The organism is Lapillicoccus sp. (genome assembly GCF_025353065.1).
Classification (GTDB): domain Bacteria; phylum Actinomycetota; class Actinomycetes; order Actinomycetales; family Dermatophilaceae; genus Lapillicoccus.
Window position 1 is genome coordinate 1 of record NZ_JANXRJ010000277.1, and the last position, 21,576, is coordinate 21,576.

The window sequence follows — 21,576 nt, forward strand, 5'->3', positions numbered from 1 at the left end:
CATCATCACCGACGGGTTGGAGGTGTTGGTGCAGCTCGTGATCGAGGCGATCGAGACGATGCCGTGGTCGATCTCGAACGTCGCACCCTCGGCGGTGGTCACCAGGACCTTCTTCGAGGGCCGGCCGATGCCGTCGCCCTCGTCGGCCGGCTTGGGGCCGCCGTTGCTGCTGGCTGCACCCGGGTCGCTGGCCGGGAAGCTCGCGCCGGCGCCCGGGTCGCCCTCGTCGTGGGCGACGTAGGTCGGGAGCACCTTGCGGAAGGACTCCTTCGCGTCGGTCAGGGCGATCCGGTCCTGCGGCCGCTTCGGGCCGGCGATGGACGGGACGACGGTCGAGAGGTCGAGCTCGAGGCGCTCGGAGAAGCGGGGCTCCACGCTCGCGTCGTGCCACATCCCCTGCTCCTTGGCGTAGGCCTCGACGAGCGCGACGGAGGCGTCGGAGCGGCCGGTGAGGCGCAGGTAGTCGAGGGTGACGTCGTCGATCGGGAAGATGGCGCACGTCGAGCCGAACTCCGGGCTCATGTTGCCGATGGTCGCGCGGTTGGCCAGCGGCACCGCGGCGACGCCCTCGCCGTAGAACTCGACGAACTTGCCGACCACGCCGTGCTTGCGCAGGATCTCGGTGATCGTGAGCACGACGTCGGTGGCGGTGGCGCCGGCCGGGATCGATCCGGACAGCTTGAAGCCGACGACGCGCGGGATGAGCATCGAGACGGACTGGCCGAGCATCGCGGCCTCGGCCTCGATGCCGCCCACGCCCCAGCCGAGCACGCCGAGGCCGTTGACCATCGTCGTGTGGGAGTCGGTGCCGACGCAGCTGTCGGGGTAGGCCACCTGGGTGCCGCCCACCTCGCGGACCATGACGGTCCGGGCGAGGTGCTCGATGTTGACCTGGTGGACGATGCCGGTGCCCGGGGGCACGACCTTGAAGTCGTCGAAGGCCGTCTGGCCCCAGCGCAGGAACTGGTAGCGCTCGCGGTTGCGCTGGTACTCGATCTCGACGTTGCGCTCGAAGGCGTCGGCGCGGCCGAACACGTCGATGATGACGGAGTGGTCGATGACCATCTCGGCCGGTGACAGCGGGTTGATCTTCGTCGCGTCGCCTCCGAGCTCGACCACGGCCTCGCGCATCGTGGCGAGGTCGACGACGCAGGGCACCCCGGTGAAGTCCTGCATCAGCACGCGGGCCGGCGTGAACTGGATCTCCGTGTCGGGCTCGGCGTTCTCGTCCCACTGCGCGAGGGCACGGATGTGGTCGGCGGTGATGTTGGCGCCGTCCTCGGTGCGCAGCAGGTTCTCGAGCAGGACCTTCAGGCTGTAGGGCAGCGTCGCGCTCCCCTCGACCCCGCCGACGCGGTAGATCTCATAGCTCTCGTCCCCGACGGTGAGCTCTCCCCTGGCCGAGAAGCTGTCGACCGAACCTGTGCCTTGCGTAGCCACGTCGGGCTCCCTTCATCGCGAACTATCTTGACGTCAAGATAATTAGACCACATCGTCGGGCGTGTGTCACCGGCCGAACGAGGGCCGATACGGTGAGGCCTGCCGCACTTCCCCAACCGCGGTGAGATGGTGGCGATGATGTCCCTCGAGACTCCCGACACGACCCTCCCGTCACCTGGTGCGCTGCCGGATGGTGACCCGGATCTCGGGGAAGCAGGGCCGGAGGAGTTCTACCGGTCTCCGGGCCGAACCCGGCTCGATGGCCGCGGGCACTGGTGGGCGGAGTTCATCGAGGACGTGGCGCGCTATCGGGCTCACTACGACGGGAGCCTCGTCAAGACGGTGCTGCTCGAGCAGGGCGTCTGGGCGTTGCTCCAGTACCGCATCTCCTCGGGGGTCTACCGCAGTGCGTTGCCCGCCGTCGTCAAGGGGCCGGTGCTGCTGCTCTGCGTCGCCGGCCACAAGATGACCGAGGTCGTGACCGGCTTCAGCCTGCCCTACCGCGCCAACATCTACCCCGGGCTCTACCTCGGCCACTACGGTCCGACGCTGATCAACTCGGGTGCCCAGGTCGGAGCCGGCTGCAACATCAGCCAGGGTGTGACGATCGGGCTCTCCGGGCGAGGGGCGATGCGAGGCGCGCCGGTGATCGGCGATCACGTCTACATCGGTGCCGGCGCCGTCGTGGTGGGTCCGATCACGGTCGGGAGCGGAAGCGTCATCGCGGCGAACTCCTTGGTGGCCAGGGACGTGGAGCCGGCGACGACGGTCATCGGGGTGCCGGCCAGGCGCGGTGGGACGACCGGGAGTGCCGGGATGGGCTTGCACATGCTCCCGCTCCCCGTCGCGGGACGGAGCTGAGGGTCACCCCTGCCGTGCAGGAGCCGACAGACGACGCTGGATCGCCCCGACGTCGGTCAGGGTCGTGACCTCGTCGTCGTCGATCTCCACGTCGAACTCGGCCTCGATCGCGTAGAGGAGGCTGACGGTCCCGAGAGAGTCCCAGCCGGTGATGTCGTCCGGGCCGGTCTGCGGCGTGATCACCAGGCCGGGGTCGCCGAAGACCTGCCGGAACACCAGCTGCAGACGTCGGACGACATCGTCCGTGGGCTCGGCCACGTCGGCTTCCCGGTCCGCCGGGTCGGTCGTCGTCACCGACCCACCGCCAGCATCACCATGACCTGGTCCGGCCAGCGGTCGAGGGTCATCCCGTGCTCGGCGAAGAGGGCCAGGGCCACGCGCTCCAGCCCGAACCCGACACAGGCGGTGTGGGCGGTCGCCCCGTCTTCGGTCGTCAGACCGAACACGGTCCCGAAGTGGTCCTCGTGGTAGTTCGCCGAGGCCAACGCGGTCAGGGTCCGTGTGCTGCTGGTCCGCCCGCCGACCTCGTACTTGAGGTTCTTGGCCCGCTGACCCGCCGCGAGGACTCCCGACAACCGGCCGAAGAACGCGTCGTTCGCCGGTTCCACCGTGGTCGTCAGACCCAGCTCGGCGAACACCCGCGAAGCCTCGGACAACCACCGATCGCGGTGGGCCAGCGCCGCGGCCGGTGTTCCGACGACCACCTGCTCGTGCATCCGGAACGATTGCATACGGGCGGGGTCCATCGACGGCTCGGCGCGGAAGCACTGCCCGAGGACGTCGAACCGCAGTCCGGCGGGGGGAACGACCGGGCCGCACAGCGGGTAGACCTGGTGGCACGCGGCCGGACAGAGCACCGCATCGACGGGGGTCAGGTCGCCGGCCCAGTCGCCGCCGGACGCGGCCGCCGCGACGAGCGCGGCGTGCTCGCGGTGCGACCCGCGGAAGGAGTGGACGGACCCGATCAGGTCGGGGAACGCCGACAGGTAGTTCGTCTCGAGCAGCCTCGACCGCGCCATCACCGGCGGAACCCGCACGACGACGGGGTGGTCCGTGCTCCGCGCCCGGTCCGACACCACCGCCGCCACACCCGAGACGACGCGCTCGAACGCCTCGGAGTGGATATAGGCGCCCGGGAGAGCGGTGCCCAGCAGCACACCCGCATCGAGCAGCTCGGCGCGGAACGCCTGCTGCTCGTCGTCGAGCGTTTCGGACAACGTCGAAACCGTCATCACCACCTTGCTTCACGTCCGGGTGTGTCATCCAACCCGCACCGACCCTACTCGCGGCAGCGAGGAGAACGTCGAACCCTGCCTGGGGCGCTCCTGCATGTCTGCCGGTCGAACGGGACCTGGACCCGGTCACGGCCTGTCCAGACGCCGCCTCGGCACCTGGTCCGTCCGACGGGCACCGCGCGCGATCAACGACCGGTTGACCACCCCAACTGCGCGACCCTCGTGATCTGGCCAGCGCGACGACAGCGACGACACCGGAGGGGGGAGCGACCGCTGATGGACCGCACCGACAGCTACGGCCTCTCCAGGGCGTCAGACCGGCTCGAAGACCGCGATGCACTCCACGTGGTGGGTCATCGGGAAGGCGTCGAAGGCCCGCAGCGACCGCAGGCGATACCCCCCCGCCAGCAGGTATGCCGCGTCGCGGGCGAGCGCCGCAGGGTCGCAGGCCACGTAGGCGATGGCTCGGGCGCCCAGGGTGACGAGGTCCTCGACGACCTCACGTCCGGCGCCGATGCGCGGCGGGTCGAGGACGACGAGGTCGGCGTCGATGCCCTGCTCGCGCAGACCGGCGAGCGCCGCGTCGACGGTCCCGGCCCGGAACTCCACCTGAGGGAGATCGGCCGCGTTGGCGATGCCGTCCTCGACGGCCCGCTCGTCGCCCTCGACGGCGAGCACCGCGCCGTCCTCCCCCAGCGCATCGGCGAGGGCGAGGGCGAAGAGGCCGACCCCGGCATACAGGTCGAGGGCGCGCTCCCCCGGCTGGGGGGCGAGCTCGGCGAGGACGTGCGTGACGTAGGTGGCTGCCGCGCCGGGGTGGACCTGCCAGAACCCGCGGGCCTGCAGCTCGAACTCCCCCGTCCACGAGGCCGTCTCGACGCGCTGCCCGACCCGGGGCACCCGCGACTCCGGCAGGGGGATCAGGACGGCGTCCTCGGGCAGGTCGGCGGCGACGACGTCGACCCCGCGGCAGCCGGTCCACTCCGTCTGGAGCACGCCGGAGTCGATCACCCGGTGCGCCGCGATGAGGCAGTCGTCCACCGGGATGACGTCGTGGGACCGATGGCCGCGCAGGCCCGCGCGGCCCTGGGCGTCGACCGCGAACTCGACCCGGGTGCGCCACCGCAGGCCCTCCTCGTCGCCCGGCACGGGCTCCACCTCGACGTCGACCTCGAGCCCGGCCAGTCGGAGGAACTGCTCGCGGACGACCGCGGTCTTGAGGGCGCGCTGGTGGTCGAGGCTGATGTGCTGGAAGTCGCAGCCGCCGCAGCGGCCGGGACCGGCATACGGGCAGGGTGCCGGGACCCGCTCGGGCGCAGCCGTGAGGATCGCGACGGCGTCACCGCGCAGGAAGCTGTCCTTGGGTCGGCCCTCGGTGACGAGCACCCGGACGCGCTCCCCGGGCAGGGCGTGCCGGACGAAGATCACCCGCCCGTCGTGCCGGGCGACGCAGTGCCCGCCGTGCGCGATGGGGCCGACCTCGACCTCGATCTCGGTGCCGACCAGCGGGTCGGGCACCGGACGTGGTCGGCCGTCGGCGCGCGACCCCTGGCCCGGCGACGGACGACCCTTGCCGGACCCCCGCCGGTAGTGGGGCCGGGGCGGGCGCGGGCTCATGAGGGCCCCCGCCGGACCGAGCCGACGGCGGGCCCGTCGAAGAAGGTCTCTTCGAGGCCCTCGGAGGAGCGCAGCTGCCACGGCACGCTGGCCACCATGACCCCGGGGGTGAAGAGCAGCCGCGCCTTGAGGCGCAGCGCGCTCTGGTTGTGCAGGATCTGCTCCCACCACCGACCGAGGACGTATTCAGGGATGTAGACGACGACGACGTCGCGCGGGCTGCCGCTGCGGATCGACAGGACGTAGTCGATGATCGGCCGCGAGATCTCGCGGTAGGGCGAGGCGAGCACCTTCAGCGGCACCGGGATCTCGCGCCGGGTCCACTCCTCGCGCAGCGCCTCGGACTCCTCGGGGTCGACCTCGACGGTGATCGCCTCGAGGAAGGTCGGCCGGGTGGCCCGGGCGTAGGCGAGCGCCCGCATCGCCGGCTTGTGCAGCTTGGAGAGCAGGACGATCGCGTGGACGCGGCTCGGCAGCAGCTGGGACTCGTCGTCGTCGAGCCGCAGCTCGTCGTTGACGCGGTCGTAGTGGCGCCGGATGCCGAGCATGAGCACGAAGAGGATCGCCATCGCCAGGATCGCGTAGCGCGCGCCCTCCATGAACTTCGTGATCAGCACGACGACGAGGACGGTGCCCGACATGAACGCGCCGAGCGCGTTGATGGCCCGCGAGCGCATCATCCGCCGGCGGGCCCTGAGGTCGCTCTCGGTGCGCAGCGCCCGGTTCCAGTGCCGGATCATGCCGGTCTGGCTGAGGGTGAAGGAGACGAAGACGCCCACGATGTAGAGCTGGATGAGTGCGGTGACCTTGGCCTGGTAGGCCACGATCAGCAGGGCCGCGGCTCCGGCGAGGATGAGGATGCCGTTGGAGAAGGCGAGCCGGTCGCCGCGGGTGTGCAGCTGGCGCGGGAGGTAGCCGTCCTTGGCAAGGATCGAGCCGAGGACGGGGAAGCCGTTGAAGGCGGTGTTGGCCGCGAGGACGAGGATCAGCCCGGTCACGATCGACACGAAGACGATGCCGGGGGTGAAGCTGCCGAAGACCGTCTTGGCCAGCTGGCCGAGGACCGTGTCCTGGACGTAGCCGGGGCCGATCGGCTGCCCGTTGAGCGTGAGCTGGCTGCCGGGGTTGTCGGCGATCTGGATGCCGGTGGCCCGGCCCAGGCCGATGATCGTCGACAGCATGACGATGGACAGGCCGCCCATGAGCAGCAGCGTGCTGGCGGCGTTGCGGCTCTTGGGCTTCTCGAAGGCCGGCACGCCGTTGCTGATGGCCTCGACCCCGGTCAGGGCCGCGCACCCGGAGGAGAAGGCCCGCAGCAGCAGGAACGCGGTCGCGATCCCGGCCATCTCCTCGTGCCCGACCTCGGGGATGAGGGTGTACTTCGCGCTCTCCGCCTGCCCGAGCGTGCCGGTGAGCCCCTGGACGATGCCGAAGACCCCCATCCCGATGATGCCGACCATGAACGCGTAGACGGGCAGGGCGAAGGCCTTGCCCGACTCGCGCACCCCGCGCAGGTTCATCGCCGTGAGCAGCGCGATCAGCCCGATGGCGACCTCGACCTCGTGGCCGCGCAGCCCGGGGAGCGCGGTCGCGGCGTTCTGGACACCGGAGGAGATCGAGACTGCGACGGTGAGGACGTAGTCGACGAGCAGGGCGCTCGCGACGGTCAGGCCGGCGCGGGGACCGAGGTTGACCGTGGCCACCTCGTAGTCGCCGCCGCCGGAGGGGTAGGCGTGCACGTTCTGCCGGTAGGAGGCGACGACGACGGCCATCACGAAGACGACACCGACGGCGATCTGCCACGAGTGGGTCGTGACGAACGCGCCGCCCGCGAGCCCCAGCATGAGCAGGATCTCGTCGGGTGCGTAGGCGACCGACGACAGCGCGTCGCTGGCGAAGATCGGGAGGGCCAGGCGCTTGGGCAGCAGGGTCTCCCCCAGGCGGTCGCTGCGCATGGCGCGTCCGAGGAGAAGTCGCTTGAGCACGCGTGCGGAGCTGGGCACGGCCACACTGTATGCCGCGACTGTCGCCGTGCGCGCAACCGTCCGACGGCGCTCGTGTAGCGTCTCTCGACGTGCACTTCGTCATCATGGGCTGCGGCCGTGTCGGGTCGACCCTCGCCAAGAGCTTGAGCAAGCGCGGGCACGATGTCGCGGTCATCGACGTGGAGCCCGCGTCGTTCCGGCGGCTGGGCAGCAGCTTCGAGGGGATGACGGTCACGGGGCTCGGGTTCGACCGCGACACGCTGCGCTCCGCGCGCATCGACGAGGCCTACGCCTTCGCCGCCGTCTCCAGCGGCGACAACTCCAACATCCTCGCGGCCCGCGTCGCTCGCGAGACCTTCGGCGTCGAGCACGTCGTCGCCCGGATCTACGACCCCGGCCGGGCGATGGTCTACCAGCGGCTCGGCATCCCGACGGTCGCCACGGTGCGCTGGACGTCCGACCAGATGCTCCAGCGGCTGCTCCCCCAGGGGTCGGTGCCGTCGATGACCGACCCCAGCGGCCGGGTCGTCGTCGCCGAGGTGCCGTTGGCCAAGGGCTGGATCGGCAAGCGGATCAGTGAGATCGAGAGCATCACCTCGAGCCGGATCGCCTTCCTCAGCCGACTCGGCGAGGGCATGGTCCCCGGCCCCAACACCGTGTTCCAGGACGGTGACCTCGTCCACGTCGCGGCCGCGATCCAGGACCTGCCCCGGATCGAGAAGCTCTACGACCAGGCGCCGCCGGCGCACTAGCCCGCACCGCCACCTGCACGTCCGCACCACCACGAAAGGTCACCAGGTCACATGCGCGTCGTCATCGCCGGAGCCGGCAGCGTCGGGCGCTCGATCGCCCGGGAGCTGCTCCACAACGGCCACCAGGTCCTGCTGATCGACAAGGACGCCGATGACGTCCAGGCCTCCCGGGTCCCGGACGCGGCCTGGTTGCTCGCCGACGCCTGCGAGATCGCCGTCCTCGAGGAGGCGAAGGTCCAGGAGTGCGACGTCGTCGTCGCCGCGACCGGTGACGACAAGGCCAACCTCGTGGTCTCGCTGCTATCGAAGACGGAGTTCGGGGTGCCCCGGACCGTCGCGCGGGTCAACAACCCGAAGAACGAGTGGATGTTCGACGAGTCCTGGGGCGTCGACGTCGCGGTCTCCACGCCGCGACTGATGACGGCCCTGGTCGAGGAGGCGGTCAGCGTCGGCGACCTCGTGCGCATCTTCCAGTTCCAGCAGGCCAAGGCCTCCATGGTCGAGCTGACCATCCCCGCCGACAGCCCCTACATCGGCCGGCCCGTCGGTGACGTCCAGTGGCCGGACGACACCGTGCTCGTGGGCATCATCCGCGACGACCGGCCGATCGCCCCGAGCCGCGACGACGCCGTCGAGGCTCACGACGAGATGCTCTTCATCACCACCCCCGAATCCGAGGACGCCCTCGAGCAGATGCTCTCACCCGGCCTGCGGCTCCCCCGCGGCGACGAGTAGCCCGTTCCCGCAGCCGGATTGGGGTCAGTCCTCGGGGTCAGGGCTCGGGGCGCTCCAGCGGGGTGTGACCCCGCAGGATGACCAGGCCCATCACGAGGACGGCCAGCAGGTATGCCGGCCAGCCCAGGACGATCTTGGTGATCCCCAGCGCGGTCACCTGGCCGCCGAGGTAGAGCGGCACCATCACGCCGAGCCGCAGCACGTAGAGCCCGACGAAGACCCAGCCGAGGCGGCTGGCCACCGAGACGATGCCGCTGTGCCGGCGCCAGCCGAGGAAGGCCTCCTTGAGGACGTCCTCGTCCTGCGCGGCCCTGGCCAGCGACTCCTCGTCCTGCGGGGCGCCCTTGCGCCCGGAGGCCTTGAGCCGCTCGGAGGCCTCGAGGAGCTCGGGGTCGCCGGCCGAGATCAGGAACCCGAAGATCGGCCAGCGCACCAGGTTGGAGACGAGGAAGAGCAGCCCGACCGCGGCGGACTGGAGCAGACCGGGCAGGAAGGCGTCCTGCGCCTTGCCCGACCGCAGGGCGAAGAAGGCGGCGATCGCGACGGCGACCGCGGCATACCCGATGAAGCGCACGGTCTCGTGCCGCGCGAGGCGCACCAGGGCGAGGACGAGCAGGACGCCGACCGACGCGACGAGGGTCAGGCGCACGTCGGAGGTGATGGTCCAGACCACGACGAAGGCCAGCGTCGGCAGCGCTGACTCGAGGGCGCCCCGCCAGCCGCCGAGGGCGCTGGAGATGCGGTCGCGCAGCAGCTCCTCGACCGTCGTGTATGCCGTGACCGTCCGGCCCGGCACTCCGGGCAGGCGGGGGGCCTGCTCGTCGCCGGTGCCCTCGTGCCCGGCGGCGGACCCGAGGGACGCCTCAGACACTCTTCGGGACGATCTCGTAGAACGGGTTGAACATCGTCGGGACCCCCCGGTAGTAGGAGACCCGGCCCTGGGCCTGGAGCTGCACCCCGGGCACGATGCCGGCGATCTCTCGACGGCCCAGCCACACGAGGTGGAGCGGCCGGCTCCCGTCGTAGATCTCCACGACGAGGGCCGGGACGTCCGCACGAGGACGCAGGGTCACCGACCGGACCACCCCGCAGACGTCGGCGCGTTCGCGGTTGGGCAGGTCGCAGATGGGGGTCGCGCCGACGCGCTCGGCGTCGGCCTGGAGCTCCTCGTCCTCGAGCTCGTTGGCGGGACGCACGAAGCGGTCCGCGAACCGGCCGAAGCGGCCCCGGGGCTCCTTGGCCGGCGGGGTGCGCGTGGACCGGGTCGCGAGCCGGCCGGCGGGATCGTCCGTCCGGGAGGAGGGGATGGCGGGGTCGATGTCCATGGTGCTCCAGGTGCTCCTCAGGCGCTCGTCAGCGGACTTCGGTGATCTCGGGACCGCGCTCGAACGGTTTGAGGTCGTCGAGGCGGGGCGGGGTGGCCTCGGTGCTCTCGGCTGCGTCGTCACTCGTGGCGTCGGCGTCCGCGGGGGGTCCGTCGGGGGTCATGTTCGCGGGGAGTCGCAGCGGCAGGATCTCGCGGGGTGGCATCGCGACGTCTCCCCGGACGACCACGACGCTGCGGATCAGCTCGATGAGGGGGGCGGCGGCGGTGTCGTCGTCAGCGGCCGCGCCGCTGAGGACCGCGCGCAGGAACCAGCGTGGCCCGTCCACCCCGATGAAGCGCACGGGGGCGAAGACGGTCCGTCCGCCGGGACCCTGCTGCGGCATCCGGGTCAGCAGCTCGCGACCGAGGGGACCGCGCACGACGTCTGCCGTGCCTCCCTGGGAGACGATGCTCTCGGCGATCTCGGACCGGATGTCGGGCCAGACCCCACTCGTGCGCGGTGCGGCGAAGGCCTGGAGCTGGACACCCGACCCGTCGACGAGGGCGTGCGCGCCGAGGACCGTCTCCTGCGACTCGTCGAGCTCGAGCCGCAGCTGCATGCCGTCGAGTGGGACGAAGCGGATCGCCCCGAGGTCGAGCCGCTCGGGTCCGTCGGGGTCGTCGACCTCGGCCTCGTCGAACGGCCCACGGGCCCGGCTGAAGGATTCGTCCTCGTCGACCGCGTCGTCGGCGCCGAGCTCGGCATCGACGCTGCTGTCCTCGACGCTCGCGTCGGGGTCGACCTCGACCGGGGTGTCGACCTCAGCGTCCTTCTTCCGTCCCCGTCCGAAGATGCCCAACGTCCCTACTCCTTCGTCGCTGCTCGTGTGGTCGCACCGGGCGTCGCGCCCGGGCCGAACCCTCCACTGGCTCCGTGCCCAGTGTCCCCCCTCGCGCTGTCCGGGAGCGAATCGCTCTCGACGAACCTCGCGCGGGCCACCTCCTGGACGATGAGCTGGGCGATCCGGTCCCCCCGGCGCACCGTGAACGGCTCCCTCGGGTCGAGGTTGACGAGGTTGACCATGATCTCGCCGCGGTAGCCGGCGTCGACCGTGCCCGGGGCGTTGACGATCGTGATGCCGTGGCGGGCCGCCAGCCCGCTGCGGGGGTGGGTGAAGGCGGCATACCCCTGCGGGAGAGCGATCGCGACGCCCGTCGGCACCAGGGTCCGCTCGCCGGGAGCGAGGGTCACCTCGATGCGGGCGTGCAGGTCGGCTCCGGCGTCGTCGTCGTGCGCATAGGCCGGGACCGGGAGGTCGGGGTCGAGTCGGCGCAGGGCCACCTCGACCACCGGTGGGACGCTCACGGCCATCAGGCCGCGCAGTCCCGGCACACCATCTGTCCCTTGACCTCCTTGGCCAGCTGGCTGCGGTGGTGCACGAGGAAGCACTGGTCACAGGTGAACTCGTCGGCCTGCCGGGGGAGGACGCGGACCGACAGCTCCTCACCGGAGAGGTCGGCGCCCGGGAGCTCGAAGCCCTCGGCCTGGTCGGTCTCGTCCACGTCGACGCTGGACGAGGACTTGTCGACCCGCCGGGCCTTGAGCTCCTCGATGGAGTCCTCGGACAGGTCGTCGTCGGTCTTGCGTGGCGCGTCGTAGTCAGTCGCCATGGTGTGGTGTCTTTTCTCTTGGGATATCAGGTGGAAAAAGGGTGGTGCCGACCCGGCGGAGCGTTGCTTCGTCCCAGTGTCGCGCGATGGGGATTCGTGCTGGATCGGCCGTTCGGATCGGTGCCGTGACGGGGTCGGGCGTCGCTGCCGGGTCGTCGGGGGGTTGTTGTGCCGGTGTAACGCAGGGAGGGATCCATTTGTGCCCGTCGCCGGGGCCAGCACTATCCCTGCGCCGCGGATTGTGCCCTACCTCTGCCCCCGTGTCACCTGCGGGGTCCCTCCCGGGGCTGATCGGGCGCGAGCGCGGCGGCCCGACGGAATCCCGATCGGCGGCCGGCGCCCTCCTCTCCAGGCAGTCTTGACGAGATCCGGGGATCGCTATCCCCTATCCGTCCGACCGGAACCGTAAGGTCACAGGACGACCACCCCACCGCATCCGGAGGTGCACCATGACCGAGTTCCACGCTCAGCTACGAGACCGGGCCCGCGAGGCGCTCCGACAGCTCGCCGAGGCGCAGGCCGCCGGCGAGGACTACTCGGTGGACATCCACACGGGCGAGCTGGAGTCCATCGCACGGACGGCGGACGAGCACGACCTCCGGGTCCCCGAGCTCGAGGCCTTCCGGCAGTCCCACGCCGCCTGAGTCAGCTCCTCGGCACGCTCATCGGTTGACGATCGCGGCCAGCGCGTCGTGCACGGCCGGGTTCCCCGCCACCGTGAGGTCTGCGCTGGGGGCGCCGCCGTGCGGGCCGGTCACCACGCCCCCGGCCTCCCGGATGAGGAGCCACCCTGCGGCCAGGTCCCACGGGTTGAGCCCGATCTCGTAGAAGCCGTCGAGCTGACCCGTCGCGACCATGCACAGGTCGAGGGCCGCACTCCCGATCCGGCGGATGTCGCGGACGTGCGGCACCACCTCGAGGAGCAGCTCGGCCTGCTGCCGGCGTCGCTCCGGGGTGTAGCCGAACCCCGTCCCCACCAGGGCCCCGCCGAGGTCGGCGAGCCCACCGACGTGCAGGACCCGGGTCGACCCGTCGGCCCGGGTCGCGTGGGCTCCGCCGCCGAGGGTCGTGTGGTAGACGATCCCGCGCGACGGGTCGACCACTGCCCCCGCGAGCACCTCCCACTCCCCCGGCGTGCGGGGGTCGCCGGTGACCGCGGCGATCGACACGGCATACGCCGGTATGCCGTAGAGGTAGTTGACCGTGCCGTCGATCGGGTCGACGACCCAGGTCACCGGGGAGGTGCCGAGGTGGTCGGCCCCCTCCTCGCCGTGGATGCCGTCGTCGGGCCGGGCAGCGAGCAGCTGGGCGCGGATCAGCTCCTCGGACCGGGTGTCCATGACCGTGACGACATCGGTCGGCGACGACTTGGTCGCCGAGGCGATCAGGTCGTCGGGACGGCCGTCGACGATCAGCCGGCCGGCCGCGAGAGCCACCTCGACCGCGAGGCGGCCCAGCGCGACGACGTCGTGCATCAATCGCTCCCGCAGAGGGCCGGCCGGGCCGCGCGGAGGTTGGGGCAGCAGCCGGGCAGGCACACCGAGGGCCGGACGCCCGGACCGGTCGGCGCCGCGCCCCCGCGCGCTTCCTCGGCCCGCTCGACGACGAGGTCGACGAGGCCGGAGACGAAGGCGGGGTCGATCCCGACGGTCGGCACCCGCACGAGCGTGAGACCGAGCTCGCCGGCGGTCTCCATCGCCTCGGTGTCGAGGTCGTAGACGACCTCCATGTGGTCGGAGACGAAGCCCACGGGGGCGACGACGACGACCCGCACCCCCTCCTTGGCCAGCTCGGCGAGGCGGTCGTTGATGTCGGGCTCGAGCCACGGCTGGGTCGGGGGCCCGGAGCGCGAGCAGTAGACGACCTCGGGGACGAGCGCGCGCCCGAGCTGCTGCTCGACGGCCTCGGTGATCGCGTCGGCGACGGCGTGGTGCTGCTCCTGGTAGAGGCGGCCCTCGCTGTCGCCCGGACCCGAGGTCTCGTCCATCGAGTCGGGGATCGAGTGGGTCACGAAGAGCAGCGCCAGCTCCTCGTCGGGCACCTCGGCGTGAGCCCGCATCGCATCGACGACGAGTCGGGCGTTGGTCGACACGAAAGGTGTGCGACGGGCATACGGGCCGATCTTGTCGATCTCGACGACGAGCCCCTCATCGCGCACGGCGCCGACCGCCTCGGCGAGGTCCTCGCGGTACTGCCGGCAGGACGAGTAGGAGGAGTAGGCGCTCGTCGTCACGACGACGATCCGGTGCAGGCCGCGCCCGGCCGCCTCGCGGAGGGTGTCGACGAGGAAGGGCGGGGAGTTGCGGTTGCCCCAGAGGACGGGCAGGTGGATGTCGCGGTCGGCGAGCTCGCCCTCGAGGGAGCGGATGAGCGCCCGGTTCTGGTCGTTGATCGGGCTGCGGCCCCCGAAGAGGTCGTAGTGGTGGCCCACTTCGGCGAGGCGTTCGTCGGGGATGCCGCGCCCGGCGGTGACCCGTCGGAGGAAGGGCATCACCTCGTCCGGGGCCTCGGGCCCGCCGAAGGACAGCAGGAGCACGGCGTCGTAGGGCTGGAGGAGGTCGTCGCCGGTGGGGGCGGCGCCCGCCGTCGGCTGGGGGCTGGCAGTCATGTGCGGTCTCCGGGTCGAAAGGGTCACGTCGTAAGGAAACGCTACCCGTAGGGTTGTGGTGCGGCGTGGCCGCTTCGCCCGTCCCGCTGCAGGTGGCACAGTCGGCATGTCACCGATCGACCCGAGGAGCGCGCGCCATGCAGGACCTGAGACTCATCGGGGTGCACGAGGACGGGTTGCACCTGTTGCTCGCCGACTCCGACGGAGAGCGTTTCAGCGTGCCCCTCGACGACGCGTTGCGCGCCGCGGCACGCCAGGACCGGCCCCGGCTGGGACAGCTGCAGATCGAGATGGACGGCGGGATGCGTCCCCGCGACGTCCAGTCGATGATCCGGGCGGGAGCCAGCGCCGAGGATGTCGCCACGCGGGCCGGATGGAGCGTCGAGAAGGTCCGCAAGTACGAGGGGCCGATCGTCGCGGAGCGGGTCCACATCGCCGACCTCGCTCGCGAGGTGCGGCTGCGCCCACGGGGGTCGGGCAGCGTCGCGGCCACCCTCAGTGCCCGGGTCACCGAGCGGATGAGGGACCGCGGGGTCGACCCCGACACGAGCACCTGGGACGCCTGGCGGCTGCCCGAGACCGACCACTGGACCGTGTCCCTCACCTTCGCCGCGGGCGGCCGGCAGCGGCAGGCCGCCTGGTCGTTCGACCCCACCTCGCGCGTCGTCGACGCGGAGGACGACGAGGCCCGGTGGCTCAGCGAGGAGGAGCCGGCCGCCGGCCCGCTCACCGGAGGCCAGGCTGGCGGGGCGGGCGCGTCGGCTGCGGGCCGGGCGACGGACGTCTACGACGTCGAGGCCGAGGGTGGGGTGATCGGGTCCCGGCGACCTAATCGGGCCAAGCCGCCCACCGCCGAATCATCCGATTCCGGCGGCGCGAAGCCGCACAGCGAAGAACCGCTCGACCTCATGACGGCGATGCGCGAGCGCAGCACCGTCCGCGGTCGCCGGGGCGGTCGGCGCAAGGCGCCGCCCACCTCACCCACCGCGCTTCCGTCCGACACCGCGCTGCCCTCCGACTCGTTCCTGCCCTCCCGATCGGTCCTGCCTTCGGACTCCGACGAGGGGCGCACCGACGCGCTCCCGATCGCCGAGATCGACTTCGACCCGGTGGTCGACGCTCCGCCGCCGGCAGCGCACACCCACCCCGACGACGACCCGGAGGTCAGCTCTGCCGGTGGAGACCTGCAGGTCTCCACCGTCGACCGGAAGGCTGACTCCCCCACCGAGGACGACATCGCCGAGGACGACGTCGCCGAGGCCCCGGCAGCGCCCGCTCCCCGGCCCCCGGCCCCGGGCCGAAAGGGTCGCCCCAGCGTGCCGTCCTGGGACGACATCATGTTCGGCGGCTCGCGCGACTGACTCCTTCGTCGCGTCCGCGCCAACGGTTGCCCTCACGATCCTTGCCGCGGACGCCACGTCTGCCCCACCTTTCCCGCGGCCGGTAAGCCGGGGGGTCAGGTCGGCGGGACCGCGCAGACGTCGAGGTCGAAGGGCAAAACGTCGGGGCTGACGGCCGCCGACCGCGCGGCCTGCGCCGTCATCCGCCGCATGTAGTGGCGGCGGCAGAGCACTTCGTACTCCACCTCTCCGCTCGAGGCCGGCGTGGTGTCGCCGACGACCACCTGCTCCCCCTCGACGACCATGACGCCGCGCAGGACCCGGGCGTTGTGGGTGGCGCGGCTGCCGCACCAGCACAGCGCCTCCACCTGAAGGACCTGGACGCGGTCGGCGAGCTCGATGAGCCGCTTGGACCCCGGGAAGAGCTCCGCCCGGAAGTCTGCGGTGATGCCGAAGGCGAAGACGTCGACGGCCATCTCGTCGACGAGCCGCGCGAGCTGCTCGACCTGCCGCGGCGTGAAGAACTGCGCCTCGTCGCAGATGAGGTAGTCGACCCGCTGGCCGGAGGTGGCCAGGCCGACGACGACCTCCCAGAAGTCGAGCGCGTCGGTCACCTCGCGCGCACTCGTCGACAGCCCGAGCCGCGAGGACAGGACGGACTCTCCCGCCCGGTCGAGCTTCGTGAAGATCAGCCCGGCCCGGCCCCTCGCGGCGTGGTTGTGGTCCATCTGCAGGGCGAGGGTGGACTTGCCGCAGTCCATGGTCCCGGAGAAGAAGACGAGTTCCGACACGGTGCGGACTCTATGCGTTGCGAGCGGCGATACGCACGAAGGGGATCGCGCGTTCGTCGGCGGTCACCGAGCCGTGGAGCCCCCGCAGGGCCAGGACCTCGGGTCGGGTGCGGCCGGTCTCGACGACGGCGAAGTTGTCCTTCATGAGGACGAGCACGTCACCGATCCGGGCCCGGACCTCCGGCCGCACCGGGCCGAACCAGCCCTCGTCCACCACGGTGTCGCCGGAGGCCACCCAGGCCCGCGAGCCCATCCGCTGCTCCCACGTCTGCAGGACATCGGCGGCGGCCCCCTCCTGGCAGTAGAGCTGGAGCGAGCGGGGCTCCCCGCCGACGTGCCGGACCCCGTGGGTCAGCTCGGGGTCGTGGGCGAGGTCCACCCGGAGGGCGTGCGGGGCGTCGACCATGCCGTGGTCGGCCGTGACGTAGACCGCCGTGTCGTCGGGGACGCGTTCGACGAGCCGTGACAGGGCTCGGTCGATCGACTCGAGCTCGTCCCCCCACTCCCAGGACGCGCACCCGTGCACGTGGCCGACCTTGTCGAGGTCGCCCCAATAAAGATAGACGAGTGCGCGCGGGGTGGCCCGCACGGCGCTCACGGTGAGGTCGATGCGCGCGTCGAGCTCGCGCCCGGCCCGGAAGGCACCACCCCGCAGGGCCGCGTTGGTGAGGCCGGACCCGTCGAAGTAGCCCGGCCCCACGCGGGTCACCTCGATGCCCTCGGCGTGCACGACCTGGAAGACCGTCCGGGCCGGCTGCCAGGTGAACGGGTCGGGCCCGTTCTCCCAGGACAGCTCGTTGAGGAGGCGGTCCTCGCCCGGCACGAGCACCTCGAAGCCCACCAGGCCGTGGCCCCCGGGTGGCAGCCCGGTGCCGAAGCTGCCCATCGACGTCGCCGTGGTCGTGGGAAAGCCGCAGTCGATCCGATGGGCCGCCGGGAGGTGGGAGCGCAGGAACGGCGCGTGCCCGCTGCGCTGGCGCAGCAGCTCGTAGCCGAGCCCGTCGACGAGCACGACGACCGCTCGCGGTGCCGGCTGGAGGTCGAACGGGTGGGCCGACGCGGCATACGTGGGAGAACCGAGGCTCGCCGCGACCGCGGGGAGGACCGAGACCAGGCTGCCCCCGTCGTAGTCGGGGGGCGCGATCCCCGCCAGGCTCACGGGCGAAGGCCCTGGCCACCACCGATGGCAGAGGAGAGGGTCCGGGAGAAGGCCAGGGCGCCCGCGAGCGCCTGGTCACCGTCGGCGTCGGCACTGATCCGCAGCGAGATGTCGTCGGAGGCGACGGTCCCCTCGAAGCCGTGGTCGGCCTCGCAGTCCGGGTCGCCGCAGGTGGCCGGCACGAGGTCGAGTCGGCTGACCGCCCCCCAGCCGATGGTGAGAGTCAGCTCACGGCCGAGCGACCCCCGGATGTAGGAGTCCGGTGAGGCGACCACATGGGTCAGCATCACGCCGCGGACCGACCCCAGCGGCACGGTCTCGCTCGTCGCGGTGACGACGGCGAGCCCCGGCTCGTGCTCGTTGTGGTCGTCGGCGTGGGCGATAACGAGCTTGGTCGGCGTGACGACCAGCACCGTCAGGTGGCGGCGGACCGTGTCCTGGTCGAAGGTCGTCTCCTGGTGCACGAGGTGGGAGACGACGTCGTCGTCCCCCATCGCGGCCAGGACGACGTCACTGACCAGGGCCGGGTAGTAGCCGGCGAGGTCGATGGCCTCGACGAGCGCGGGAGGGAGCACGATCCGGGCTCCTCGGGCGTCGCGTGCATCTCGATGAGCCTCCATGACCGTCATCCTTGCACCCTGCACGGTGGGACGCGTCCCGGGCGCGGGGCGGGACCTCGCTAATCTCGCGGTGTGTCCGCCCCCGTGCCCGCTGCCGTGCTCGTGGTCGTTCCTGCCTGGAACGAGCACGAGACGCTCCCTCTCGTCATCGCCGAGACCCGCGCTGCGCTGCCGAACGCGGACGTCCTCGTCGTCGACGACGGGTCGACCGACGACACGGCGGAGGTGGCCGCGCGTGCCGGGGCGCTCGTCGCCCGGCTGCCGGTGAACCTCGGGGTCGGGGGGGCGATGCGGGCCGGTTTCCGCTACGCCCAGCGGCACGGGTATGCCGTGGTCGTCCAGGTCGACGCCGACGGCCAGCACGACCCGGCCGAGGTGCCTGCCCTGCTCGCCCTGCTCGACGCCGGCGCGGACATCGCCATCGGAGCCCGTCGGCGCGACGACGAGGCGTCGCCGGCGCACGGTCCCCGCCGGTGGGCGATGACGGTGCTGTCGGTCGTGCTCTCCCGGGTCGCGCACACGCACCTCACCGACACGACGTCGGGGTTCAAGGCGTGCAACTACCGGGCCATCGCGCTGTTCGCCCGGGCCTTCCCTGCTGAATACCTCGGCGACACCGTCGAGGCCCTGGTCGTGGCGGCCCGTGGTGGTCTGGTGATCCGCCAGACCGAGGTCTCGATGCGCGCCCGGGCCGGCGGGGTCCGTTCGCATAACCCGATCCGCTCGGCCCTGTTCCTCGGGCGGGCTCTCGTAGCACTGGGATTCGCGCTGACCCGGCCGCGCACCCCGCCTCCGGCACGCGGCACGCCGGCACGCGGCATACCTCCGCATGGCCGTGCTCCGCTGGGCAGAGCCGACGGCGGCAGAGCCGAGCGCCGCGCAGCCGACGGGCCGGGCCGATGAGGTTCGCGACGCCGGCTCCCCCGCTGAGCCTGCGCGACGTCAGCGGCTACTCCTTCGCGCTCGTGGTCTGCGTGCTGCTCCTCGGCGTGCTGGCGTGGATGCTGCGCAGCCAGCGGCTGCGCGAGAAGTACACCGTCATCTGGTTCGGTGTCATCGGCGGGCTCGTCGTCCTCGGCTTCGTGCCGTCGATCACGACGTGGCTGACCCGGGTGACCGGCGTGAAGACCCCGATCAACCTCGTCTTCATCCTCGCGTTCCTCGTCCTGCTCGTCGTGTCGATCCAGCTGAGTGTCGAGATCTCCCGGCTCGAGGAGACCGCGCGGACCGTCGTCGAGGAGGTGGCCCTGCTGCGGCTCGACCTCGAACGGCACGTCGCCGGGGAGCTTGATGCCGAAGCGGATGGCGACCGGGTCGTCGACGAGCCGGGCTGACTCTCATGACGGCCGTGACGGGAGGTGCTCTGCGTAGCGACGACCGTTGGCTCGGCCGACGGGGCCGCCCGAGCGTGCCACGACCTTGCGCGGTCGACCAACGGTCGTCGTTACGCGCCGGCAGCCATGTCCTGCGCGGCGTGGCCAGCACGACGTCCTCCGACGCCTCGCTCAGGCCTCCACGTCTCCAGAACGGTCCTGTCGGGGTCTCAGGTCATCGCCCGCCGGTCGGCGTCCTTGCGGGTCTGCGCCGGGTGGACGCTGATGTCGGCGTCGAGCACGTCGACCCCGCCCGACCACGCGTTGACCGGGTTGAGGTGCACCCGCTCGACCTCGGGCAGGTCGTCGGCGAGGCAGGACAGCCGAGCGATGAGGTCGGACAACGCTGCCCGGTGCACCGGCATGGCGCCTCGATGACCGTGGAGCAGGGGTGCGGCGCGGACGGAGGAGATGAGGTCGGAGACGTCGACGTCGGTCAGCGGCGGGATGCGGTGGGCGATGTCGCCGAGCAGCTCGGTCGGTGGTCCGGCGACCGAGAAGCTGACGACCGGACCGAAGAGCGGGTCCTCGGCCGAGCTGAGGACGCAGACGACCCCCGGGAGGGCCATGCTCTGCACGACGACGTCACCGTCGGCGAGGGGGCCGAGACGGGCGCGCAGCGACTCCACGGAGGTGCGCACGGCGTCCGGACCGTCGAGGTCGGTGCGGACTCCCCCCGCCCCCGGCTGGTGCCGCAGGACGGGCGACAACGTCTTGACGATGACGGGGTAGCCGAGCTCGTCGGCCGCCGCGACGGCCTCGTCGGGCGTGTTCACCCGCCGCGCCGGCCAGAGCCGGATCCCGTATGCCGCAAGGAGACTGGTCTCCTCGGCCCGGCTCAGGCGACGGCCGCCAGGGGCGTCGGCGAGGATGCCCTCGACGATCTCCCTCGCCAGGGATCGGTCGATGCCGACCGGGTGGACGGGCGACCCGTGGTCGCGGTGGCGCCACTGGCTGTAGCGCGTGGCCGCCGCCAGCGCGCGGACGGCGTCCTCCGGCATACCGTAAGCCGGAACGACCCGCCGACGGACCTCGTCCGGGGTCGTCGCCGCCAGCTCCTCGTTCACCCCCCGCATGCCGAGGAAGGTGGCCAGGCACGGCTTGGTGGCCGCTGACGAGACGTCGCGGACCGCCGCGATGACCTCGCGGTCGACCGCGGCCAGCGGGGGGATGAAGCATGTCAGGACGCTGTCGACCGTGGGGGCGTCGAAGGCCGCCTGCAGGGCCTCGGAGAACATCGCGGCGGGAGCGTCGGCCGGCAGGGAGACGGGTCCGTGCGTGACCTCGAGCCCCCAGCTGATCGCGGCCTGCGCGGTGAGCGCGCCGAGGGCGTCGGAGTTGCCGACGATGCCGACCCGCTGGCCCTGCGGGAGCGGCTGGTGGAGCAGCAGCTGGGCGACGTCGAAGAGCTGGTGGATGTTCTCGACACGGACGACCCCGGCCTGGCGCAGCATCGCGTCGAACGCCTCGGGCGGGACGTTGGTCGGGCGGGTGCGGTGGCCGGGGGGCGCGCCGTAGGACGAGACCCCGGAGGAGACGACGACGACGGGCTTGGCCCAGGCGAGCTGTCGGGCGATCCGGGAGAACTTGCGCGGGTTGCCCATCGACTCGAGGTAGAGGCCGACGACGTCCGTCGCGGTGTCGTCGATCCAGTACTGCATCAGGTCGTTGCCCGACACGTCGGCGCGGTTGCCCGCGGAGGCGAACACCGAGACGCCGAGCCCGCGTCGGCGCGCGTCGTCGAGCACGGCGATGCCGAGCGCCCCGCTCTGGGCGAAGAGCCCGAGGGCTCCGCGCATCGGCATGTGCGGCGCGAGCGAGGCGTTCAGCCGCACGGCGGCGTCGGTGTTGATGACGCCGAAGGAGTTCGGGCCGATGACCCGCAGACCGCTGGCGCGGGCCCGGCGACGCAGCTCCTCCTGCCGCTCGACCCCCTCGCCGCCTCGCTCCGCGAACCCGGCCGATGCGACGAGCAACGTCTTGACGCCCTTGGCGGCGCACTCGTCCACGACGGCGAGCACCCCCTCGGCCGGGACGGCGACGATGGCGAGGTCGACCGGCCCGGGGATGTCGCTGAGCCGGG

At 71.9% G+C, this 21,576-nt stretch carries 23 protein-coding genes; 7 read left to right on the top strand and 16 right to left on the bottom strand.

Going from position 1 to position 21,576, the window contains the following annotated elements:
• A partial coding sequence (locus Q0R63_RS20185; protein WP_295701494.1) for an aconitase family protein occupies positions 1–1,440 on the bottom strand: 1,440 nt, incomplete at its 3' end.
• Positions 1,441–1,575: 135 nt separating this feature from the next.
• Between Q0R63_RS20185 and Q0R63_RS20190 the strand changes: the two genes are divergently transcribed.
• Positions 1,576–2,301 (top strand): hypothetical protein, encoded by a 726-nt coding sequence (locus Q0R63_RS20190; protein WP_295701496.1) that lies wholly within the window; start codon positions 1,576–1,578, stop codon positions 2,299–2,301.
• A 3-nt stretch (positions 2,302–2,304) separates the two neighbouring features.
• Here Q0R63_RS20190 and Q0R63_RS20195 read toward each other — a convergent pair whose 3' ends face one another.
• The 4 genes from Q0R63_RS20195 to Q0R63_RS20210 all read right to left on the bottom strand — a co-directional run bounded on the left by Q0R63_RS20195 (position 2,305) and on the right by Q0R63_RS20210 (position 7,108).
• A complete protein-coding gene (locus Q0R63_RS20195; protein WP_295701498.1) occupies positions 2,305–2,595 on the bottom strand; it encodes an acyl carrier protein in 291 nt (96 codons plus the stop codon).
• Positions 2,592–3,518 (bottom strand): amino acid--[acyl-carrier-protein] ligase, encoded by a 927-nt coding sequence (locus tag Q0R63_RS20200; RefSeq protein WP_295701500.1) that lies wholly within the window; start codon positions 3,516–3,518, stop codon positions 2,592–2,594. Before Q0R63_RS20200 ends, Q0R63_RS20195 begins: the two co-directional genes overlap by 4 nt.
• Positions 3,519–3,848: 330 nt before the next feature.
• Positions 3,849–5,153 (bottom strand): TRAM domain-containing protein, encoded by a 1,305-nt coding sequence (locus Q0R63_RS20205; protein ID WP_295701502.1) that lies wholly within the window; start codon positions 5,151–5,153, stop codon positions 3,849–3,851.
• Positions 5,150–7,108 (bottom strand): APC family permease, encoded by a 1,959-nt coding sequence (locus Q0R63_RS20210; RefSeq protein ID WP_295701534.1) that lies wholly within the window; start codon positions 7,106–7,108, stop codon positions 5,150–5,152. Before Q0R63_RS20210 ends, Q0R63_RS20205 begins: the two co-directional genes overlap by 4 nt.
• Positions 7,109–7,227: 119 nt before the next feature.
• On the opposite strand from Q0R63_RS20210, the gene Q0R63_RS20215 reads away from it, so the two are divergent.
• Both Q0R63_RS20215 and Q0R63_RS20220 read left to right on the top strand, forming a co-directional pair.
• Positions 7,228–7,890 (top strand): TrkA family potassium uptake protein, encoded by a 663-nt coding sequence (locus Q0R63_RS20215; protein ID WP_295701504.1) that lies wholly within the window; start codon positions 7,228–7,230, stop codon positions 7,888–7,890.
• A gap of 51 nt (positions 7,891–7,941) precedes the next feature.
• Positions 7,942–8,625 carry a TrkA family potassium uptake protein gene (locus Q0R63_RS20220; protein WP_295701506.1) on the top strand — a complete coding sequence of 228 codons (684 nt, stop codon included), beginning with the start codon at positions 7,942–7,944 and terminating at the stop codon, positions 8,623–8,625.
• A 37-nt stretch (positions 8,626–8,662) separates the two neighbouring features.
• Here the strand turns inward: Q0R63_RS20220 and Q0R63_RS20225 are convergent, their stop codons facing one another.
• Genes Q0R63_RS20225 through Q0R63_RS20245 form a run of 5 tightly spaced genes read right to left on the bottom strand, consistent with a single transcriptional unit; the run spans position 8,663 to position 11,602 of the window.
• Entirely contained in the window at positions 8,663–9,496 is an 834-nt protein-coding gene (locus Q0R63_RS20225) for a DUF3159 domain-containing protein (protein ID WP_295701508.1), read from the bottom strand.
• Positions 9,489–9,950 (bottom strand): OB-fold nucleic acid binding domain-containing protein, encoded by a 462-nt coding sequence (locus Q0R63_RS20230; RefSeq protein ID WP_295701510.1) that lies wholly within the window; start codon positions 9,948–9,950, stop codon positions 9,489–9,491. The genes Q0R63_RS20225 and Q0R63_RS20230 overlap by 8 nt, the downstream gene beginning before the upstream one ends.
• 28 nt (positions 9,951–9,978) lie before the next feature.
• Positions 9,979–10,791 carry a DUF3710 domain-containing protein gene (locus tag Q0R63_RS20235; protein ID WP_295701512.1) on the bottom strand — a complete coding sequence of 271 codons (813 nt, stop codon included), beginning with the start codon at positions 10,789–10,791 and terminating at the stop codon, positions 9,979–9,981.
• Between the two features lie 5 nt (positions 10,792–10,796).
• Positions 10,797–11,303 (bottom strand): dUTP diphosphatase, encoded by a 507-nt coding sequence (dut, locus tag Q0R63_RS20240; protein ID WP_295701536.1) that lies wholly within the window; start codon positions 11,301–11,303, stop codon positions 10,797–10,799.
• Positions 11,303–11,602 (bottom strand): DUF4193 domain-containing protein, encoded by a 300-nt coding sequence (locus Q0R63_RS20245; RefSeq protein ID WP_295701514.1) that lies wholly within the window; start codon positions 11,600–11,602, stop codon positions 11,303–11,305. Before Q0R63_RS20245 ends, dut begins: the two co-directional genes overlap by 1 nt.
• Positions 11,603–12,051: 449 nt before the next feature.
• Here Q0R63_RS20245 and Q0R63_RS20250 point away from each other — a divergent pair, with 449 nt between their 5' ends.
• Positions 12,052–12,246, top strand: coding sequence for a hypothetical protein (locus Q0R63_RS20250; protein WP_295701516.1), 195 nt, complete (start codon positions 12,052–12,054; stop codon positions 12,244–12,246).
• Positions 12,247–12,264: 18 nt separating this feature from the next.
• On the opposite strand, the gene Q0R63_RS20255 is transcribed toward Q0R63_RS20250, so the two are convergent.
• Together Q0R63_RS20255 and Q0R63_RS20260 are read right to left on the bottom strand one after the other, a co-directional pair.
• Complete coding sequence (locus Q0R63_RS20255; protein WP_295701518.1) at positions 12,265–13,077, bottom strand: inositol monophosphatase family protein; 813 nt, start codon at positions 13,075–13,077, stop codon at positions 12,265–12,267.
• A complete protein-coding gene (locus tag Q0R63_RS20260; protein WP_295701520.1) occupies positions 13,077–14,210 on the bottom strand; it encodes a ferrochelatase in 1,134 nt (377 codons plus the stop codon). Before Q0R63_RS20260 ends, Q0R63_RS20255 begins: the two co-directional genes overlap by 1 nt.
• Before the next feature lie 137 nt (positions 14,211–14,347).
• On the opposite strand from Q0R63_RS20260, the gene sepH reads away from it, so the two are divergent.
• Positions 14,348–15,571, top strand: a complete 1,224-nt coding sequence (gene sepH / locus Q0R63_RS20265) for a septation protein SepH (RefSeq protein ID WP_295701522.1) — start codon at positions 14,348–14,350, stop codon at positions 15,569–15,571.
• Positions 15,572–15,666: 95 nt separating this feature from the next.
• Here the strand turns inward: sepH and Q0R63_RS20270 are convergent, their stop codons facing one another.
• Genes Q0R63_RS20270 through Q0R63_RS20280 form a run of 3 tightly spaced genes read right to left on the bottom strand, consistent with a single transcriptional unit; the run spans position 15,667 to position 18,129 of the window.
• Positions 15,667–16,341 carry a thymidine kinase gene (locus Q0R63_RS20270; protein WP_295701524.1) on the bottom strand — a complete coding sequence of 225 codons (675 nt, stop codon included), beginning with the start codon at positions 16,339–16,341 and terminating at the stop codon, positions 15,667–15,669.
• Between the two features lie 10 nt (positions 16,342–16,351).
• Complete coding sequence (locus Q0R63_RS20275; protein WP_295701525.1) at positions 16,352–17,500, bottom strand: nucleotide pyrophosphatase/phosphodiesterase family protein; 1,149 nt, start codon at positions 17,498–17,500, stop codon at positions 16,352–16,354.
• Positions 17,497–18,129: a DUF5998 family protein gene (locus tag Q0R63_RS20280; protein ID WP_295701527.1), complete on the bottom strand. Its 633-nt coding sequence runs from the start codon at positions 18,127–18,129 to the stop codon at positions 17,497–17,499. Before Q0R63_RS20280 ends, Q0R63_RS20275 begins: the two co-directional genes overlap by 4 nt.
• 63 nt (positions 18,130–18,192) lie before the next feature.
• Between Q0R63_RS20280 and Q0R63_RS20285 the strand changes: the two genes are divergently transcribed.
• Both Q0R63_RS20285 and Q0R63_RS20290 read left to right on the top strand, forming a co-directional pair.
• Positions 18,193–19,023 carry a glycosyltransferase family 2 protein gene (locus Q0R63_RS20285; RefSeq protein ID WP_295701529.1) on the top strand — a complete coding sequence of 277 codons (831 nt, stop codon included), beginning with the start codon at positions 18,193–18,195 and terminating at the stop codon, positions 19,021–19,023.
• Positions 19,020–19,454 carry a DUF2304 domain-containing protein gene (locus Q0R63_RS20290; protein WP_295701531.1) on the top strand — a complete coding sequence of 145 codons (435 nt, stop codon included), beginning with the start codon at positions 19,020–19,022 and terminating at the stop codon, positions 19,452–19,454. The genes Q0R63_RS20285 and Q0R63_RS20290 overlap by 4 nt, the downstream gene beginning before the upstream one ends.
• 209 nt (positions 19,455–19,663) lie before the next feature.
• On the opposite strand, the gene Q0R63_RS20295 is transcribed toward Q0R63_RS20290, so the two are convergent.
• The coding region (locus tag Q0R63_RS20295; protein ID WP_295701532.1) for an acetate--CoA ligase at positions 19,664–21,576 on the bottom strand (1,913 nt) is incomplete at its 5' end.

Bases quoted from the DNA above. Each gene is read 5' to 3' on its own strand.
- Q0R63_RS20260 (WP_295701520.1), bottom strand. From the start codon at position 14,210: ATGACTGCCAGCCCCCAGCCGACGGCGGGCGCCGCCCCCACCGGCGAC.
- Q0R63_RS20205 (WP_295701502.1), bottom strand. From the start codon at position 5,153: ATGAGCCCGCGCCCGCCCCGGCCCCACTACCGGCGGGGGTCCGGCAAG.
- Q0R63_RS20280 (WP_295701527.1), bottom strand. From the start codon at position 18,129: ATGACGGTCATGGAGGCTCATCGAGATGCACGCGACGCCCGAGGAGCC.
- Q0R63_RS20250 (WP_295701516.1), top strand. From the start codon at position 12,052: ATGACCGAGTTCCACGCTCAGCTACGAGACCGGGCCCGCGAGGCGCTC.
- Q0R63_RS20290 (WP_295701531.1), top strand. From the start codon at position 19,020: ATGAGGTTCGCGACGCCGGCTCCCCCGCTGAGCCTGCGCGACGTCAGC.
- Q0R63_RS20220 (WP_295701506.1), top strand. From the start codon at position 7,942: ATGCGCGTCGTCATCGCCGGAGCCGGCAGCGTCGGGCGCTCGATCGCC.
- Q0R63_RS20255 (WP_295701518.1), bottom strand. From the start codon at position 13,077: ATGCACGACGTCGTCGCGCTGGGCCGCCTCGCGGTCGAGGTGGCTCTC.
- Q0R63_RS20245 (WP_295701514.1), bottom strand. From the start codon at position 11,602: ATGGCGACTGACTACGACGCGCCACGCAAGACCGACGACGACCTGTCC.
- Q0R63_RS20190 (WP_295701496.1), top strand. From the start codon at position 1,576: ATGATGTCCCTCGAGACTCCCGACACGACCCTCCCGTCACCTGGTGCG.
- Q0R63_RS20230 (WP_295701510.1), bottom strand. From the start codon at position 9,950: ATGGACATCGACCCCGCCATCCCCTCCTCCCGGACGGACGATCCCGCC.
- sepH (WP_295701522.1), top strand. From the start codon at position 14,348: ATGCAGGACCTGAGACTCATCGGGGTGCACGAGGACGGGTTGCACCTG.
- dut (WP_295701536.1), bottom strand. From the start codon at position 11,303: ATGGCCGTGAGCGTCCCACCGGTGGTCGAGGTGGCCCTGCGCCGACTC.
- Q0R63_RS20210 (WP_295701534.1), bottom strand. From the start codon at position 7,108: ATGCGCAGCGACCGCCTGGGGGAGACCCTGCTGCCCAAGCGCCTGGCC.